Origin of the sequence: Desulfosarcina sp. BuS5 (genome assembly GCF_028752835.1) — a bacterium.
In the GTDB taxonomy this organism is placed as follows: Bacteria; Desulfobacterota; Desulfobacteria; order Desulfobacterales; family BuS5; genus BuS5.
On record NZ_CP087952.1, the window covers coordinates 1,683,703 to 1,700,667 of the forward strand.

A 16,965-nucleotide genomic window follows, 5' to 3' on the forward strand; every position below is an offset into this window, starting at 1 on the left:
ATGGATGCGGATTGCCTTATCACCTACCGTTCTCCGGAAGCAGGCGCAACCTCCAAGGCTGCCATTGCACGGATAAATCCCCTTGTCGGCAAGATCAGGCCTTTAAACTCCGGGAAAGTATTTTCTCCATTGAAAAATTATTCCCAGTCAGCCGACCGGCTGGATGAAATTATAATGGAAGTGGCGGCCATGCTCCATCCTGAACTTTTTAGGGGTTTTGACTATAAATTTTTTAAAAAACTGCCGCAAGATGCTGAAACAAATGGATAATATGACACGGGAAATAATTTTTTATAACAGGAAGAGACTCTATCTCTTTTTTTCTCTCCTGCTTTTTTTCTTGATTGCTGCCGGTGGAATTAACATGACAACCGGTTCAATGAATATAAGCCTGCCTGATTTTTTTAATATTATTTTTAAACATTTTACAGGGACAACAGAGGGGTTCATTGTCTGGAAAATAAGAATTCCAAGGGCCCTGGCATCAATCCTGGGCGGCGCTTACCTCGCTGTTGCCGGGTTGCTGCTCCAGGTTTTTTTCCGTAATCCGATTGTCGGGCCGTTTATCCTGGGGATATCATCCGGTGCGACCCTGGTTGTGTCACTTGTAATGCTGACGGCACTGGGATTTGGTATACCGGGGTTGAACCCGTTTCTTATTACCATGGCGGCCTTTATCGGCGCAGGAGGCGCAATGCTTATTATTATGAGCATCGCCTCCAAAGTAAAAAGCGGGGTGACTTTGCTCATCGCAGGTTTGATGATCGGGTATCTTTGCCATGCTGTTACAAGTGTAATTATCGCCTTTGCGGAGGCTGAAAACGTTAAAGGCTTTACTCTGTGGCAGCTCGGCAGCTTTTCAGGATTCAAAGGATCGGAACTTAATATTATGATCTTTGCCGGAGGGATACTGCTGATTTTAGCCTTTGGATTAAGCAAGCCTTTAAACGCTTTTCTTCTGGGTGAAGAGTATGCTTGCTCCATGGGCGTTAATATAAAGCTGTTTCGGATTTTAATCCTGTTATGCTCCTGCGGGCTGGCTGGCCTTGTAACATCCTTTGCCGGACCGGTTGCATTTATCGGACTGGCGGTTCCGCATATAACCCGCCTGATTTTTTCCACTTCCGATAACAGGATTCTTATTCCGGGCGCAGTACTATTGGGAGGGGCCATAACCTGCTTCTGTGATCTGATAGCCAGATCTCTTTTTGCTCCGGTTGAACTTCCAATAAGCGCAATTACATCTTTTTTCGGGGCGCCTATTGTCATTATCCTGCTCTTGAAAAGGAGTTCCTCCCTATGAAGAATAGCGCCCCTGTCCTTGATATTCAGAATCTGTCTGTTGGTTATAAAAATATTCCGGTTCTTAATTCGGTCAACCTGTCTTTTGGGAAAGGCATCTTTATTTCCCTTTTGGGACCTAATGGAGCCGGCAAGACCACCCTGCTTAAAACTCTGGCCGGCTTATTGGCCCCGGTGAGAGGAAGAGTCCTGGTAAACGGAAAAGATATTGCCGACTTCAAGAGAACCGAGCTGGCCGGAATCATAGCCGTGGTTCTGACGGAAAAAGTCTCACCCGGGCTTTTCAGTGTTGTTGAATTCGTTGCTCAGGGACGCTACCCGCATACGGATTTTTTCGGGAGGCTGCAAAAAAAAGATCTGGACGTGGTCAGTTCCGCCCTGGAGATGGTTAACGCCGCAGATCTTGCTGATCGGCAGTTGGGCAGCTTAAGTGACGGTGAGCGCCAAAAAACATATCTTGCCAGGGCGCTGGCCCAGGAGCCTGAGGTGATAATTCTCGATGAACCGACCATGCATCTCGATTTAAAGCACCGTATGGATGTGATGAGTATCCTGCGAAGAATGTGCCAAAAAAAAGGGATTACGATTATTGCCTCACTGCATGATGTCGATATTGCTTCCAAGATTTCGGATTGTGTGGCCCTGGTAAAAAACGGAGCTGTAACAGGCTGGGGTCCCCCTGAAAAGATGCTTAGCGGCAATGCCGTAGCAGATCTGTATGATTTTGACGATGCTGATTTTAATCCTGCTTTGGGGAGTATCGAAATCCGCGGCAACGGCCGGCGGGGCAAAGTCTTTGTGGCTGCCGGCATGGGAACCGGAGCAGTATTGTACAGGCTGCTGGCCAAAAAAGGTTTCAGGATTGCAACCGGGGTCCTGCATACCAATGATCTTGATTATTACGTGGCCGGATCATTAGGAGCGGAATGTGTGGTCCAGGCCCCCATGGAACCGGTCTCCGAAGATCAGTTTAATATGGCCGCAGCATTGGTAAAGCAGGCTGATTTTATAATTGATACAGGATTCGCGGCCGGAGATTTGAATCAAAGGAATATAGAACTTTTTAAATATGCCCTGGTGCAGAGTAAAAGGGTTATTACAATGCGCCGGCAAAGCAATGGTTTGTTTGAGGGCTTTAATTGCGAAGAATTGATTAAATGCTTCGGTGAAACTGAAATTTTGGAAAAGATGGAGCTTTTATTGTAAGAAATTATTTCGTCCCCGTTCCTAAGGAGAAAAAAGTATTATGGAAAAGTATTATAATAAAATTTTAGTATTAATGTTCAGTCTTTTATTTGTATTGATATTTAACTGCTCTTTGTATGCCGAAGATCAAACAGGAAGGCAGGATACAGAAACTGTAAAAATGGAAGAAATGGTTGTCACATCCACCCGTACCGAACATAGCATGCTCGATACACCATCCAATATATCCGTTATTACCTCAAAGGATATTGCATCCATGGACGCCAAAACACTTCCTGAAGTAATAAAAAAACTCCCGGGCGCTTTTTATTCAAATGCATCCGGTCTTGAGCCCCACTTGTCCCTGCGCGGCACACGAATAGGGATGAGCGGAGGCGCTATGGTGATCCTTAACGGCATTCCGGTATCCATGGGTAAATTCGGTTATACCGACTGGGAAAGCATTCCTGTGGAAAATATCGAGCGGGTTGAAGTTGTGAAAGGACCGCTCTCGTCCCTGTATGGCGGTGATTCGGCTCGCGGTGTTATAAACATCGTAACCAAAAAAAGTGATAAATCTGTTGCCGGAAAGGTAAGCTTTGCTGCCGGAGATTTCCATGACAGGCGTTATAATGCTTTGATCTACGGCAGCCGGGACAAATTTTTTTATAATCTTAACGCTAAAACAAGAAGATCACGCGCATACTCCAATAAATCTCAGGTGGACAATGATTACTATAATGGTGAGTTCGGTGTTTATCTGGCGGATACTGTCAGTCTTGCGTTTAATTTCAACGTGGCTGACAAGGAGCGAACCCTTGCCAGGAGACTGACTGAAGCTGAAGTAAAGGAGGATCGCAATCAGGCCACGGATTACAGTTATACTGAAAATACTGATGTTATCACAGGTCTGAATCTTAAGGTAAACCAGGATATTTTTGATTTAACCACAACCCTTTATTACAAAAATAGGGATAAAGATTACGAAAACTATAAAATGGCAACAAAGACTCCTTACAAGGAAGAGCTGGATGAAGATGTTTTTGGCGCCAAATTTATATTTACCTTAAAACAACCCGTTGCAGGCAAACCAAACCTGCTATCCGCAGGATTTGATTATGATAATGATCAGATAGACATTGAAAATAAAAAAGCGGCTTCAAAAACTGTCGGGTTGCCATATACAATCGCTGATCCAAAAAAATCGGGTGATTTTAAAAGGGAAGAATTCGGAATCTTTTTACAGAATGAGTTTTCCGTTATTGAAAATTTAACCTTAACGGCCGGCATCCGTTATGATTATTTTGAGTATGATAATGATTCGGATTATGATTTTAGTAAAGGTGGCGCCCTGAATTATGAGGATACTCCGCATTATGACAAATGGAATCCGAGATTCGCAATAAATTACAGACCGTTAAATAATTTTAGTATTTATGGAAGCTATAATAAATCCTATCGCGCTCCCAATGTATATGATTATTATTACAGTGCGTCATATTCAGCAAAAAGCGCCTATACATTAAAGCCCGAGAAATTTGCTCAATATGAAATCGGATATAGATGGTTTTTCACAGAATGGTTCAATCTGGATATGAGTCTTTTCAGAATCGAAATTGATGACATGCTTGATACGGTTTATGATCAGGGCGGCACATATCAGGGTAAACAGAATATCAGTGAAGTCACTATCAAAGGTTTTGAAGCGGCAATTACAGGAGCGCCCTTAAAATGGCTCAGTTACAAGCTTGCCTATACCTATACGGATGCGCGTTATAAAAGTGATACTCTTGTGAAAGATGCCAATAAAAATGTGGTTTCCATTCGTGATAACAGGCTTACAAAAATCCCGTTTAATAGAGTGAGCGCTGATCTGGATACAACTTTATTTAATATTAACGGTTACAAGTTGCTCTGGAATGTCAACATGCAGTACCAGGACAAGTATAAAATGGATAAAGCCAATGATTCGGAATATAAGGACTATACATTGTTTAATTCCAAATTAAATTTGAGCCATAAGCATTTTGATATTTTTGTTGCTGCTGAAAATTTGTTTGACTATCAATATGACAATTATTCATATGCCAGCTATGGCAAGGATTATTTCTATCCTGCCGCCGGAGTAACCTGGTTTTGGGGAGTGGCGTACAAGTTTTAGTTGCTCATGAGATGGTAGTCAGTCCAAGAGTTTTAAAATCTTTATCAAAAGAGATGGCAGGGATGTCTGCGAGTTTAGCCTTTATAAGGATATATGAAAGGGCATCTACAAAAGAAATTTTTTTATCACCGGCAAAGAGATCGAATAATGCAATGGCCTTATGATGCTGACTTTCACTTGAGTTGAGTATTCTGTAAAGATCAATCGACTGGTTGAACGTCAGGGCTTCAGTGTAACCGTATCTATAAAGAAGAACGGTCATGGTCTCTGAAATAATAAACCATGACGTATAGATCAGTATTCGATATTCTTTGATCTCTTTAAAAAGTTCTAAAGCGCGTTTGTGTTTTGAGTCTTTTTTTGAAAACAGTGCAACAAAGAAGCTGGCGTCACAAAAGACAGAGTTAAAACCTTGTAATGTTTTCATCATTGTTTCCATAGAGGAGGGATTTATAATTTTCAGCAACTGATTGTGTTTTTTCTTCCGGCTCCGGCAGAGCATCAATGGATTTTAAAACAGAATCGAAATGGTCTGTGTCACCCACCAATTCGATGTTGGCGTACGGTTTGCCCCTTTTGGTAATTTGCAAAATCTGGCCGGGCTCAAGCAGATTGTGCAACCGGGTCAGTTTGGAGCGAGTCTCGCTCATACTAAGTTTTATTAAAGACTGTTTCATTGGAACCTCCTTTATGATGTACAGATTTTAATAAAAAATATTTTGTTTTGTACATATTGTCAAGAAAAAAAGAAGAAGGAACACAGATGCACACAGATAAACACAGATAGGTTTATTTGTTAATGAGAAAAAGTGTAAAGCGGCCGTGACTATATCGGGTTAAAAGGATTGGTGGCAGTAAAACCGCTGATCTAAAAAAGGCAGAGCCTTGTGGTATGCATTCCCAGGCAGAGCCTGGAAACGAGGGAAACGGCACGATTGATCCGTGCAAACAAACAGTGGGTGATCCTTGTTTTGCTTGTGGAACCGTTGATCTGCTGAATAAAGAAAGGTTTGATGTCTACGTATACCTGGGGTAAATATCCCCGATATCTTGTGCTTTTGCTGACAACGGAATGTAATCTTCACTGTGTATATTGCTACAGGGAAGAACGCGGCCCTGTTCAGAGCATGACCCGGGAGGTCGCTGAAAAAGGTTTGCGTCTTGCCGCTGCAACCGGACATACTTTTCATGTGCAGTTGACAGGCGGTGAGCCCACCCTTGAACCGGAATTAATCGAATGGATTGCATCGTTTATCCGAAAAAAGAGCCTGCCCGCCACCATCGGAATCCAAACCAATGGAACCATTCTGGATGCCTCGCTGATAAGAATGTTCAAGCGTTACGACATTCAGGTGGGAGTCAGTCTGGACGGGCCCCCGGATTTTCATGAAAAACTCCGGGGGAAATCAGGCCCAACCATAAAGGGATTAAAACTTTTGTCGGATCATGATCTCCCCTTTCGGGTGACGTGCGTAGTAACAGGGCAAAATGTAGCTGTAATGGATCGACTGGCGCTGCTTCTCGGTTTTTTTCCTACTGCCAGGGGCATTGCGTTAGATCTTCTGGTTTGCAAAGGGCATGCACTTAAAGGTGATTGTGTAAGCCCTCCGTCTCCCGCAGAACTGAAAAACGGATTAAAAAAACTGGTGCAAACATTGGGCTGGATCAATGTAAACCGTTCCCATCAGATCAAGCTGCGGGAACTGGAATCACTAAAGCAGGCTGCCCATAAAGATAATCAGTTCCATTTCTGTCATGCGTCTAAAGGAGAAGCAATGGCAGTTCATCCGGACGGCACGATTTATCCGTGCGCGCAGACAGTGGGTGATCCCTGTTTTGCCTGCGGAACCGTTGAGGCGCCGAATAAAGAAAGTTTTGATGTATTGGGAAAATACAGCTTGCGGAGCGAACAATGTAATGATTGTTCTGTTTCCGGATTTTGTCCCGGTGATTGCCTCAGCAGGCTTTATTATAATGACGAGCAAACCCGGGGTCTGGCATGTGTTATGTATCAGACCCTATGGAAAAAATGTATCACCTGGGATTAGCTTTTAGCCATTAGCGTTTAGCCGTTAGCATTGAAAAGTGGTGGAAATGAAACATATATAGAACTTAATCAACAGGTCAATAAGGCTAACTGCTAATAGCTCAATTTAGGCATCAAGGAGTTTTAAATGAAACCTTTTACCCTTTGTTATTTTACGGCTCATTCCATGGAGATTCCATCTTTGAGCGCCGGTGTGCGGCAATATGAAAAACAGTGCGGCAAAATCAGGGTTATTGCCAGGACAGGCCGGCAGCTTTTTGATGAATCGCGCATAAAAGCCTTTGTAAAAGATGCCCTTGCGTCCGACGTTGTTCTGATCATTCTTCATGGCGGCAAGGCATCCTGCCCTGCTTTTGATCCTTTGATGGAAGCTGTTTTGAAAAAGAAAAATAACGGCGAGAAAATACCTTATTTTCATATTTATCCCCAGGGAAGTGATGAAGACGGCCTTATTGCTGCAAAAGAGTATGACCATGATTTCGGCACAGACAGATGGGATACCTTGAACCGTTACCTGATGCACGGCGGGCGGATGAACTTTTATAACCTCTTTTGCTATCTTTATAATTTACTGTTCCAGGATAAAGCTCCTTGTAATCCTCCGGAAACTCTTCCTCAGGAGGGGATTTATCATCCTGATTTCCAGGAAATTCCGGATCTGAAAGAGTATCTTAAAGAGAAAATAGATCCAAAAAAGATCACGGTCGGTCTCTGGTTTTATCAATCCTACTGGCTTAATGATAACCTGCGCTACATAGACGCTGTTATCCGTGAGGTAGAACGCTGCGGAGCCAACGTTATATGCGTGTTTCATCTCAGGTATAAGGATGCTGATCGTGGTAATCGGGGAGCTGACTATGTTGTGGAACAATTTTTTATGGAAAACGGAAAATCTGTTATAGATGTTCTGATCAGTCCCATGATGTTTTCCCTGACCCTGTCTGCGCCCGAGTATAAAGACCTGCTGCCGTGGCTGAATGTTCCTTTTATCCAGGCCATAACCACCATGAATCCTTATGCGGAATGGAAAGAGAGCCTGCAAGGGATATCCACCATGGATGTTTCCTATTCAGTGGCCCAGCCTGAATTTGACGGAGCGCTTATTACCGTGCCCGTTGCCACGCGTGAAGAAGAAGAGATTGATCCGCTCACCGGCGCTCTTCTGTCGAAAAATATGCCGATACCCGACCGTGTTGAAAAGATGGTTTCTCTTTCTTTGAACTGGGCAAAATTACGTAAAATAAAAAATCAGGATAAGCGGATTGCCATAATTTTTCATCATTATCCACCAAGGAACGACAGGATCGGCTGCGCCGCGGGTCTGGACAGTTTTGAGAGTGTAAAGCTTCTTTTGGACAGGATGAAAAAAGAAGGCTTTCAGGTCGATCAAACCTATGAAACCGGCGATGAGCTGGCAAAGGATCTGCTCGACAGGATGACCTGTGATCAGCGCTGGCTGACATCCGACCGTATGGCAGAAAAGGCTGAAGCCCACGCGGGAAGAGATTTGTTTTTGCCATGGCACGAGGCTCTGCCTCCATCCATAAGAAAAAAAATGACGGCAGACTGGGGCGAAATTCCCGGAGATCTTTTTGTGCATGAAGAAAAGATGCATTTTGCAGGTTTGATCAACGGCAATCTTTTTATTACCATCCAGCCACCCCGCGGTTATTTTGAAAATATAGAAAAGATTTATCATGATATGTATCTTTCCACGCCCCATCATTACCTTGCCCAATATCGGTGGATCAAGGATGTTTTTAGAGCGGATGCCGTAATGCACGTGGGCAAACACGGCTCCCTGGAATGGCTTCCCGGAAAGGCGCTGGGGCTTTCCGATGAGTGTTATCCTGATCTTGCCATCATGGATCTGCCGAATATTTATCCTTATATCATCAACGACCCGAGTGAAGGAACCCAGGCCAAACGCCGGTCTTATTGCTGCATAATCGATCATCTTACCCCTGTCTTTACCAATGCCGATCTTTATGAAGATCTGGCAAAGGTGGAAAATGTCTTGAAAGAATATGCCGACGCAAAAATAGAGGATCCGGGGAAAATATCGATTCTTCGTTCCATGATCTGGGAGGCGGTCTGCCAGGCGGATCTTGATAAAGATCTGGAACTGGATGAAAAAGAGGCATTTTCAGATTTTGACCTGTTTCTGGAAAAACTTCACTCTTACCTGTCTGAACTTGGGGACACCATGATCAACGATGGCCTGCATATTATGGGTAAGGCTCCGGAAAATGACCGGCTGGTGGAGTTTCTTGTGCAGCTCACCCGTCTTTCCAGCGGAGACGTCCCTTCTTTACGTGAATCTGTTCTGGGCGCTTTGGGGTATGACTATGATGAACTTCTGGTCAATAAGGGCAGGGTACTTCCCCATTTTAAAGAACAAACCGGAGGCCGGATTATACAGAGCGCCCATGAAGCATGCCTGGAGATGGTAAAAAAGCTGGAAGAAAACCGGTTTGACACTGCCTTTATTGATACGATTGTTGAATCCTGCCTGGGCCGCAGTAATATAAATGTGGCCGCATCTTTGAGCTACATTTGTGAAGTATTGACGCCCAATATCAGGCTGGTTACCGAGGAAATTGATTCAAGCCTTACCGGGTTTAACGGCGGGTTTGTTTTACCTGGACCATCAGGAGCGCCTACCCGTGGTCAGGCCGACATTCTGCCGACCGGGAGAAATTTTTATTCTGTCGATCCCAACAAGATTCCCACACCTGGAGCATGGGATGTGGGTAAAAGACTTGGCAACGCCCTGATTGAAAGGTGTCTAAAAGAGACCGGAAAATATCCGGAAAACATCGGGATCATTGTCTGGGGCGGTTCCACCATGCGGAGCAAAGGTGATGATATTGCAGAAATTTACTACCTCATGGGAGTAAAGCCTGTCTGGGCCGGGGGAAGCGGAAATGTAACCGGTCTTGAGGTGATCCCCTTATCTGAACTGGGCCGCCCCCGCCTTGATGTGACGCCAAGGATCTCGGGATTTTTCCGGGATTCGTTTCCAAACCTCGTGGAGCGGATTGATGAGGCTGTCAGAATGGTGGCCGCGTTAAAGGAATCGCCGGAGTCGAATATTCTGCGGCGCAATGTTTTGCGGGATGTTAACAGCTATATAAAAGAGGGAATGACGGAAAAAGAGGCTATGCGAGAGGCCACATTCAGGGTATTCGGCTGTCCGCCGGGCACATACGGAGCAGGAGTCTCAGAGCTGGTTGAATCCAAAAACTGGAAGACCCGGGAAGATCTGGGGAATAACTACATCCGCTATACAGCCCACGCATACGGCAAGGGGAGCTACGGCAAGCAGAAACCGGCTGCGTTCCGCAACCTCCTTTCCCGTATGGATCTGACTGTTAAAAACGAGGATTCCCGGGAATACGACATGATGTCATGCACCGATTTTTACAACTACTACGGCGGTCTTATCGTGGCGTCAAAAACCGTGCGCGGCAAACTCCCCTTTGCCATGGTGGGCGACAGCGCCGACCCCAAAAGGGTAAAGATGCGCACCACATTTGAAGAGGCAAAGCATGTTCTGCGCTCCCGCCTTGTCAATCCCAAGTGGCTGGAGGGAATGAAACGCCACGGTTACAAAGGCGCCGGGGATATTTCCCATATGATGGATGTGGTTCTCGGCTGGGATGCCACAGCAGAAGTAATAGACGACTGGATGTACAAGAAAATTGCGGAAAAATATGCCCTTGATCCGGAAATGCAGGAATGGATGAAGGAAGTAAATCCGTATGCTTTGCAAAACATACTGGACAAACTCCTGGAGGCGATCAGCCGGGGCATGTGGGATGCTGACAAGGAGATGGAAAACGAGCTGCGGGAGGCATACCTGGAGATGGAAGGGGAGATTGAAGAACTTACGGAATAAAACAGGAAAAAGGGGACAGGCGAATTATACCTGTTCCTTCCAGATAGTCCGGACATGTTGGTAATCAAGAATTTTATCATCCCTGGTGACAAGAGGCAATCCCATAGTCATCGCGGTTGCTGTGATAATGCGATCCGCGGGGTCGGTATGGAATTGGCCCGGCAGAGTTACGGAACGCAGGCTTATAGTGTTGTCAACCGGTATGAAATTAACGAAAGGCAGGCCCTCTGTTTTGCGCACCCAATCACGGACATCAATCGAAAGTTCTAATCTTCCCTTATCAACCAGGAGGGCAACCTCCCATGTTGATATGGATGATATGATAATGCCTTTTTCTGTAACGGCCTTATCAATAGCTTGACTAGCACAGGTTGAAAGATTTTCCGGGTTGCTGATCCACCAGAGCCAAACATGGGTGTCCAGCACAATCATTTCAGGGCCTCCCAGTCATCCTGGCCGACTGGTTTGAATGGATCATCATAACGTATTATGGAATTTCGTAATTCCTTTAAAATGACATGTGGTTCTTCCCTGAAAGGAATTATTTTAATCACTGGTTTTGCATGGTCAGTGATGATTAATTCCCGGCCATCTTCTTGAATTTGACGAAAATATTTAAGAGCCTGGGGTTTGAAAGAAGATTTAGAAATAAAATTTGCCATAATTTCTCCTGTTTTATTTGTGTCATTTTATCTGTGTCAAATTGAAATTATGACCATAATATCATAGTCATAAATAACGTGTCAAAGAAAAGTTTTACCCAATAGGGCATGATAGATGCTGATAAAGGAGATGGAAAACGAGCTGCGTGAGGCATATCTAGAGATGGAAGGTGAAATTGAAGAGCTTACCGAATGACAGTATATGAAAGATAAATTAAAAACGTATTGCATTACATTAATTATAGGGTAATAATAGTACTGTGTTACTATTATTTTTTATTTATTATAGTATGATAGTCCTATTGATCGGTTTAGGAAAAACTTCAGGACCCAAAAATGTTAGATGATGTTTTCAAACTTAGCAGAAATTTTTTAAAAATTTTCAACAAGCCTTACAAACGGTATTTTATTGAAAAATATCCGCTTGCGAGCAGGTTTTCCATTATTATCGGACAGAGAGGCGTCGGCAAAACCACAGCAATGATTCAAAAAATATTATCAGCAAATAATGATGATATTTTTACCAAAAATGCGCTTTATGTTCCTGTCGATCATTTTATTGTAGGAGGCAGAAGTCTTTATGAAATTGCTGAAGAGTTTTATAACCTTGGCGGTAAAATGATATGTTTTGATGAAATTCATAAATATGCAGGCTGGTCAGGTGAATTGAAAAGTGTTTATGACAGCTTTCAAAAATTGATTATTCTTGCTTCAGGAAGTTCCGCCATGGAAATTCAGAAGGGCAGCCACGATTTGAGCAGAAGAGCCGTAGTTTATTCAATGACAGGGCTTTCCTTCAGAGAATACATAGACCTGGCAACAGGCATTAAAATTGAAGCGTTTGTTTTAAAAAGCATATTAGAAGAGCATGAAAAATTTTCATACGATATTATTGAAGCAGTGGAAAGCAAAAAGAAAAAAATTTTAGCGCTTTTCAAAGAGTATCTTCAGTTTGGATATTTTCCCTATTTCACGGAATTTGACGATATTTCGCTATATTATATAACTTTGGAACAAAGTATCCGCACAACAATAGAAAGCGATCTTTTATCCATATACCCGACATTAAATGGAAGCAGTATAAAAAAAATCAAAAGACTCCTTGCCGTTATCGCAGAATCCGTTCCATTTACACCTGATTTAAAACGACTCAAAAGAATCGTCGAAATTGGAGATGAACGTACTCTCAAAAATTATCTTAAGTACCTTGAAGACGGAGGAGTAATTTTATCTCTTACAAAAAAAGGGACTAGACTTGGAGCGTTGGAAAAACCGGAAAAAATATATCTTAACAACCCGAATCAGATATATGCAATAAGCGGCAAAGATAAAGAAAACAGGGGAACCATACGCGAAACATTTTTTATCAATATGCTTTCAGTTATGCATAAAGTTTCAATGCCCCCAAAGGGAGATTTTTATATTGACAATAAATATACCTTTGAAATCGGGGGCAAAAATAAAAGCTTTAAGCAGATAAAAAATATAAACGATTCTTTTCTTGCAATTGATGACATAGAAGCAGGAATCGGCAATAAAATTCCGTTATGGTTGTTTGGTTTTTTGTATTAGGACAATAAAGGTGCGAGGCATATCTAAAGATGGAAGGGGAGATTGAAGAACTTGCGGAACAGGAGATGGAACTATCAGCCCGGCCGTGTGTCATGTGCGTTTGCAGTTGTTTTTTTTGGGATTTTTTCATGGAGTTGCATGCCGGTTTTTGCGCTTGAGCATACGGACTCTATTGTCATAACTGCCGATGAGATAAAAAAAATGAATGTACGCAAGATTTCCGACGTACTCAACCAGGTTTCCGGGTTAAAGGCCGGGGATACTTCCGTGTCGATCCGCGGTTCCTATAAAGTAAAGGTTATGCTTGACGGCAGGCCGATTAATGACCCCACTTCCAGTCACGGCTCTGTTAAATTCGACCTTGTATCTATTGAAACCATAGAAAAAATTGAAATTCACAAAGGAAAAGGCGCTTTAAAATATGGTGATGATGCAAGCGGCGGCGTTATTTTGATTACTACAGGAAAAATTGATACCCTCCATGGAAATGTAAAGTCATACCGGGGGAATTATGACACCTCCAGCTACAGTGGTAATTGCCGGGCAAGGAAGGGCGCTTTCGGAGTTGCCCTATCCTCGGGATATGATTACACCAAAGGATATCAGGATAATGGTGATCGGAAAAAAAAACGGGCCGGCGGCAAACTTGAATATACCCCGGGAAATGAATTCAGCCTGGCGCTTTCAGCCGATTATCTGAAAGATGACCGCGGCCTGAGCGGCCGTCCTGAATACCCTACCCCCCATTCACGAAAAAAAAGTAAAATGTTCTCTTATGCCTTGATTGCAAAAGTAAAAGAGATAGCGAGCGAAACTTTTTATAATAAGGCTGAAAACAAAAACCGGGATCCGGACAGGGCAGTTGACAACACCATAACCGTTAAAAAATTTGGTGAAGATATTTCCACTTCGATTCGGTTCGACAAACTGGGAACTGTAAATTACGGCGCTGCTTTTAGATGGGGAGAAGCGGAAAGCAGCCGTTTTGCCACCACAAATGAGCATTCGGCTTCCCTGTTTGCCACAGATGCTGTTTCATTTGAAACGCTGCCGGTAACCTTTTCTTTCGGACTTCGGGGAAGCGTCTATTCGGAATTTGATAATACCGTCAATCCGGAAGCAAAAATTTCATATAAAAAAGATAAATGGTCTCTTTCATTTATCTACAGCCGGACCAATAACATCCCTTCTTTTTACCAGCGCTATGATAAAACCGCCACCAAGGAACCTAATCCGGGTCTTGACATGGAAATCGCCGACAATTTCAGCCTTTCGTTTTTTACCGAAATATCACCCCGCCTCTCCTTCGGAACGTCTTTGTTTAATAACCGGATTACAGATCGAATCGCCTATGTGCTGGGAGACGACGGCATCGGCAGGTATGAAAATTTCGGGGAGGTGACTTACAAGGGCGGAGATATTTTTTTGAATGTAAAGATTATGGAGAATCTGTATTTAAAAACGACATATACATATCTTAAAGCCATAAACGAGGATACCGGGCTTTGGATGCCCTGTAAGCCAAGACACCGGGTGTATACAGACTTGTCTTATAGACCGGTAAAGGAACTCTCCATAATTTTTAACCTGAAGTATGAAACAAAACAGTACACCCGCACTGACAATAAAAATTCGGTGCCGGAACGGACTATCGGAAACATCAGGATTGAGTACAGCCCGGTCAGGGCTGCGGGCAGGTACGGTCAGGTGGAATTTTTTGGAGAGGTCAGGAATATCGGGGACAAAACATACCTTTACGGCGACGGCTGGCTTGCGCCGCCCCTAACCTGGATTTGCGGTCTTAATTATAGGTTTTAAATGTTAAAGGAAAAATAGAACATTTTTAGAGCTAATATCTAACGCATAAAAGCTAATCGCTTTAAATCTTCGTTTAGAAAAAAAGCTGGAAATAGTTATTTTATCAACGTGATAGATAGTTTTCCTTCAGGCAATAGTTAAGAGAAGGGATTGCTGAATTAATCAATTATTAAAAGGAGAAAAGAAATGTGTGGTAACTGGTTGAAAAAAAGTTTTTTGGTAAATGTTTTTGTCATATTTGTGCTATTTTCATTTTTGGGTGTCAACGGGTTGTTTGGAGGGGAAACAACACTGGATGAGATTGTGGTGACTGCAACCCGGATAAAAGAAAAAAGCTTTGATGTATCAGCCCCGGTGGAAGTAGTGACACCCCGGACATTGGAGATTAACAACCCGGCAACGGCAGCTCAACCTCTTGAAGATCTGCCTGGCGTATCCCTTTCCAGTGCCGGAATGTGGGAGGTGGTTCCGGTAATCCGGGGGCTGGGTGGTAATCGGGTTTTGGTTTTAATTGATGGTGACCGGGAAAATAATCTTTGGGCCGGCCGTGCTCCATTAACACCTTTCGTTGATGTTGGCAATATTGAACGGATCGAGGTTATTAAAGGCCCGGCATCGGTGCTTTACGGCACAGATGCTCTGGGTGGAGTAATCAATATTATTACCAAAATACCAGATTTTGCTCAAGAAGATAAATGGACTTTTCTGAATTCTACGGAAGGCCGTTATTCATCTGTTGATGATGGCCGGTTTGGCCGTTACAGCCTCAGTGGGGGTGGTTATGGTTTTGATTTTGGACTGGCTGTATCAGGGCGGGACGCCGATGACTATGAGAATGGTGACGGTCACGATATTGATAACAGTCAATATGAAGCCGTTAACATAGATTTCAAGGGCCGTTATTTTATTAACGATAATAACGACTTAAGCTTTTCCGTAAGGAGTAATAATATAGATGATATGGGAGTGCCGTTCAAACAAGGGGCTGAGTATTCACACTTTACCCAATTTGACACAGATACTTACAAATTGGCTTATCATGGTCGTAATCTGGGCTTGATTGATGATTTGCAGTTGCGTACCTGGTATGTTGATCAGAAACGAAAATATAAGGGTAAAATGTTTAGCTCAAGCAAACCCATGCATACCTTAAAAAGCAATGATATTGATTCATCCGCTCTGGGTTCGAGTTTACAGACACGTATTGATTTGGGGAAAAATAATCGTTTGATCACTGGAGTCGAGTATGTCCATGAAGACTGTGATGGTGATGAAGAGCAGATCAAGAAAAAAAATAACAAAGATATTACCGCTAAAATTTTAACTTTTAAGCCCTTGCCCGATGCCAAGCGTGACCATTTTGGTGTTTTTGCCCAGGATGAGCTGGATTTGGGTGATTCATTTACAATTCTGGCCGGTTTGCGTTATGATTATTTTTCCGCTGATGCTGATGATGTAATTTTTAAAACCGAATCGTATAATCCGACTGGGCAAACCGTTAAAAAAGTCAAAAGTGATCCCAACCATTTTAAGAGTAAAAGCGATGATGCTGTCACTTTCAATCTGGGTATGCTCTATGCTTTGAACGAAAATATTCATTTGACTACGAATTTTTCCTCAGGTTTCCGGGCCCCCGATATTTTTGAACTCTATTCTACCAGGGGAGGATCTTATATCTTGTTGGGAGATCCGAATTTGGATCCGGAATACTCCTATAATGTCGATACAGGGTTTAAACTGAATTATCTCCGTTTGCGGGGTTCTTTCAGCGCTTTTTACAACCGCGTCAATGACTATATTGATTTGGTAAATCGGGGGGCAACATTTGCCGGCCTGGAAGCTCATGAATATGTCAATATTTCTGATGCCGAACTTTATGGCGCCGACGGTTCCCTTGAGTTCGATATTCTGAAACAACTAACTCTTTTCGGCAATCTGGCTTATGTTGAAGGTCGGGAACGTCATACCCATAGCCGTCTCAACAAGATTCCTCCGCTGAACGGACTTTTGGGACTCCGCTGGAAGGGTGTATCCAGGGGACTGAAATACTGGTTTGAATTCAGCAGCAATATGTATGATTCCCAAGATCATCCAGCAGATGGTGAAGAAAAAACCCCGGGTTATACCCTTTTTAATCTGCGTAGTGGAATCAAATTTGATTATGCCGGTATGAAAGATATTACTTTGTCACTGAATGTGGAAAATTTTTTCGATAAAAAATATCGCAGTCATTTAAACTATAAGGACTTTCTTACTGAACCGGGACTTAATGTAATCACTTCGTTAAAAATATATTTTTAAATCAAATAAAATCGAA

General features: G+C 43.1%; 13 protein-coding genes. 9 read left to right on the top strand and 4 right to left on the bottom strand.

Annotated features, from left to right (window positions below; genetic code table 11):
* From BuS5_RS08390 to BuS5_RS08405, 4 genes are read left to right on the top strand one after another with little or no spacing between them, the layout of a single operon-like run.
* Positions 1-270: a hypothetical protein gene (locus BuS5_RS08390; protein WP_051374691.1), complete on the top strand. Its 270-nt coding sequence runs from the start codon at positions 1-3 to the stop codon at positions 268-270.
* Positions 263-1,303 carry a FecCD family ABC transporter permease gene (locus BuS5_RS08395; RefSeq protein WP_157487355.1) on the top strand — a complete coding sequence of 347 codons (1,041 nt, stop codon included), beginning with the start codon at positions 263-265 and terminating at the stop codon, positions 1,301-1,303. The genes BuS5_RS08390 and BuS5_RS08395 overlap by 8 nt, the downstream gene beginning before the upstream one ends.
* Positions 1,300-2,508, top strand: coding sequence for an ABC transporter ATP-binding protein (locus BuS5_RS08400; RefSeq protein ID WP_027353607.1), 1,209 nt, complete (start codon positions 1,300-1,302; stop codon positions 2,506-2,508). Before BuS5_RS08395 ends, BuS5_RS08400 begins: the two co-directional genes overlap by 4 nt.
* A gap of 40 nt (positions 2,509-2,548) precedes the next feature.
* Positions 2,549-4,648, top strand: a complete 2,100-nt coding sequence (locus BuS5_RS08405; RefSeq protein ID WP_027353606.1) for a TonB-dependent receptor — start codon at positions 2,549-2,551, stop codon at positions 4,646-4,648.
* A gap of 4 nt (positions 4,649-4,652) precedes the next feature.
* On the opposite strand, the gene BuS5_RS08410 is transcribed toward BuS5_RS08405, so the two are convergent.
* Positions 4,653-5,078, bottom strand: a complete 426-nt coding sequence (locus tag BuS5_RS08410; protein WP_198012223.1) for a type II toxin-antitoxin system VapC family toxin — start codon at positions 5,076-5,078, stop codon at positions 4,653-4,655.
* Positions 5,053-5,325: a hypothetical protein gene (locus BuS5_RS08415; protein ID WP_027353604.1), complete on the bottom strand. Its 273-nt coding sequence runs from the start codon at positions 5,323-5,325 to the stop codon at positions 5,053-5,055. The genes BuS5_RS08410 and BuS5_RS08415 overlap by 26 nt, the downstream gene beginning before the upstream one ends.
* A 336-nt stretch (positions 5,326-5,661) precedes the next feature.
* Here BuS5_RS08415 and BuS5_RS08420 point away from each other — a divergent pair, with 336 nt between their 5' ends.
* The gene (locus BuS5_RS08420; RefSeq protein WP_035264995.1) at positions 5,662-6,696 is read left to right on the top strand and encodes a radical SAM/SPASM domain-containing protein; all 1,035 of its coding nucleotides are present in this window, start codon (positions 5,662-5,664) and stop codon (positions 6,694-6,696) included.
* A gap of 126 nt (positions 6,697-6,822) precedes the next feature.
* Complete coding sequence (gene cobN / locus BuS5_RS08425) at positions 6,823-10,596, top strand: cobaltochelatase subunit CobN (RefSeq protein WP_027353602.1); 3,774 nt, start codon at positions 6,823-6,825, stop codon at positions 10,594-10,596.
* A gap of 24 nt (positions 10,597-10,620) precedes the next feature.
* Here the strand turns inward: cobN and BuS5_RS08430 are convergent, their stop codons facing one another.
* Both BuS5_RS08430 and BuS5_RS08435 read right to left on the bottom strand, forming a co-directional pair.
* The gene (locus BuS5_RS08430; RefSeq protein ID WP_035264991.1) at positions 10,621-11,028 is read right to left on the bottom strand and encodes a type II toxin-antitoxin system VapC family toxin; all 408 of its coding nucleotides are present in this window, start codon (positions 11,026-11,028) and stop codon (positions 10,621-10,623) included.
* Positions 11,025-11,258 (bottom strand): type II toxin-antitoxin system Phd/YefM family antitoxin, encoded by a 234-nt coding sequence (locus tag BuS5_RS08435; RefSeq protein ID WP_035264989.1) that lies wholly within the window; start codon positions 11,256-11,258, stop codon positions 11,025-11,027. Before BuS5_RS08435 ends, BuS5_RS08430 begins: the two co-directional genes overlap by 4 nt.
* A 336-nt stretch (positions 11,259-11,594) precedes the next feature.
* On the opposite strand from BuS5_RS08435, the gene BuS5_RS08440 reads away from it, so the two are divergent.
* From BuS5_RS08440 to BuS5_RS08450, 3 genes are all read left to right on the top strand, one after another.
* On the top strand, positions 11,595-12,830 hold the full coding sequence (locus BuS5_RS08440) for an ATP-binding protein (protein ID WP_027353599.1): 1,236 nt from the start codon (positions 11,595-11,597) through the stop codon (positions 12,828-12,830).
* A 138-nt stretch (positions 12,831-12,968) separates the two neighbouring features.
* Positions 12,969-14,648 carry a TonB-dependent receptor plug domain-containing protein gene (locus BuS5_RS08445; protein ID WP_035264985.1) on the top strand — a complete coding sequence of 560 codons (1,680 nt, stop codon included), beginning with the start codon at positions 12,969-12,971 and terminating at the stop codon, positions 14,646-14,648.
* Between the two features lie 186 nt (positions 14,649-14,834).
* Entirely contained in the window at positions 14,835-16,949 is a 2,115-nt protein-coding gene (locus BuS5_RS08450; protein WP_051374689.1) for a TonB-dependent receptor, read from the top strand.
* Positions 16,950-16,965 lie beyond the last annotated feature (16 nt).

What these genes read in the sequence shown, in the direction of transcription:
- BuS5_RS08390 (WP_051374691.1), top strand. Translation starts at nt 1, where the DNA reads ATGGATGCGGATTGCCTTATCACCTACCGTTCTCCGGAAGCAGGCGCA.
- BuS5_RS08395 (WP_157487355.1), top strand. Translation starts at nt 263, where the DNA reads ATGGATAATATGACACGGGAAATAATTTTTTATAACAGGAAGAGACTC.
- BuS5_RS08400 (WP_027353607.1), top strand. Translation starts at nt 1,300, where the DNA reads ATGAAGAATAGCGCCCCTGTCCTTGATATTCAGAATCTGTCTGTTGGT.
- BuS5_RS08405 (WP_027353606.1), top strand. Translation starts at nt 2,549, where the DNA reads ATGGAAAAGTATTATAATAAAATTTTAGTATTAATGTTCAGTCTTTTA.
- BuS5_RS08410 (WP_198012223.1), bottom strand. Translation starts at nt 5,078, where the DNA reads ATGATGAAAACATTACAAGGTTTTAACTCTGTCTTTTGTGACGCCAGC.
- BuS5_RS08415 (WP_027353604.1), bottom strand. Translation starts at nt 5,325, where the DNA reads ATGAAACAGTCTTTAATAAAACTTAGTATGAGCGAGACTCGCTCCAAA.
- BuS5_RS08420 (WP_035264995.1), top strand. Translation starts at nt 5,662, where the DNA reads ATGTCTACGTATACCTGGGGTAAATATCCCCGATATCTTGTGCTTTTG.
- cobN (WP_027353602.1), top strand. Translation starts at nt 6,823, where the DNA reads ATGAAACCTTTTACCCTTTGTTATTTTACGGCTCATTCCATGGAGATT.
- BuS5_RS08430 (WP_035264991.1), bottom strand. Translation starts at nt 11,028, where the DNA reads ATGATTGTGCTGGACACCCATGTTTGGCTCTGGTGGATCAGCAACCCG.
- BuS5_RS08435 (WP_035264989.1), bottom strand. Translation starts at nt 11,258, where the DNA reads ATGGCAAATTTTATTTCTAAATCTTCTTTCAAACCCCAGGCTCTTAAA.
- BuS5_RS08440 (WP_027353599.1), top strand. Translation starts at nt 11,595, where the DNA reads ATGTTAGATGATGTTTTCAAACTTAGCAGAAATTTTTTAAAAATTTTC.
- BuS5_RS08445 (WP_035264985.1), top strand. Translation starts at nt 12,969, where the DNA reads ATGCCGGTTTTTGCGCTTGAGCATACGGACTCTATTGTCATAACTGCC.
- BuS5_RS08450 (WP_051374689.1), top strand. Translation starts at nt 14,835, where the DNA reads ATGTGTGGTAACTGGTTGAAAAAAAGTTTTTTGGTAAATGTTTTTGTC.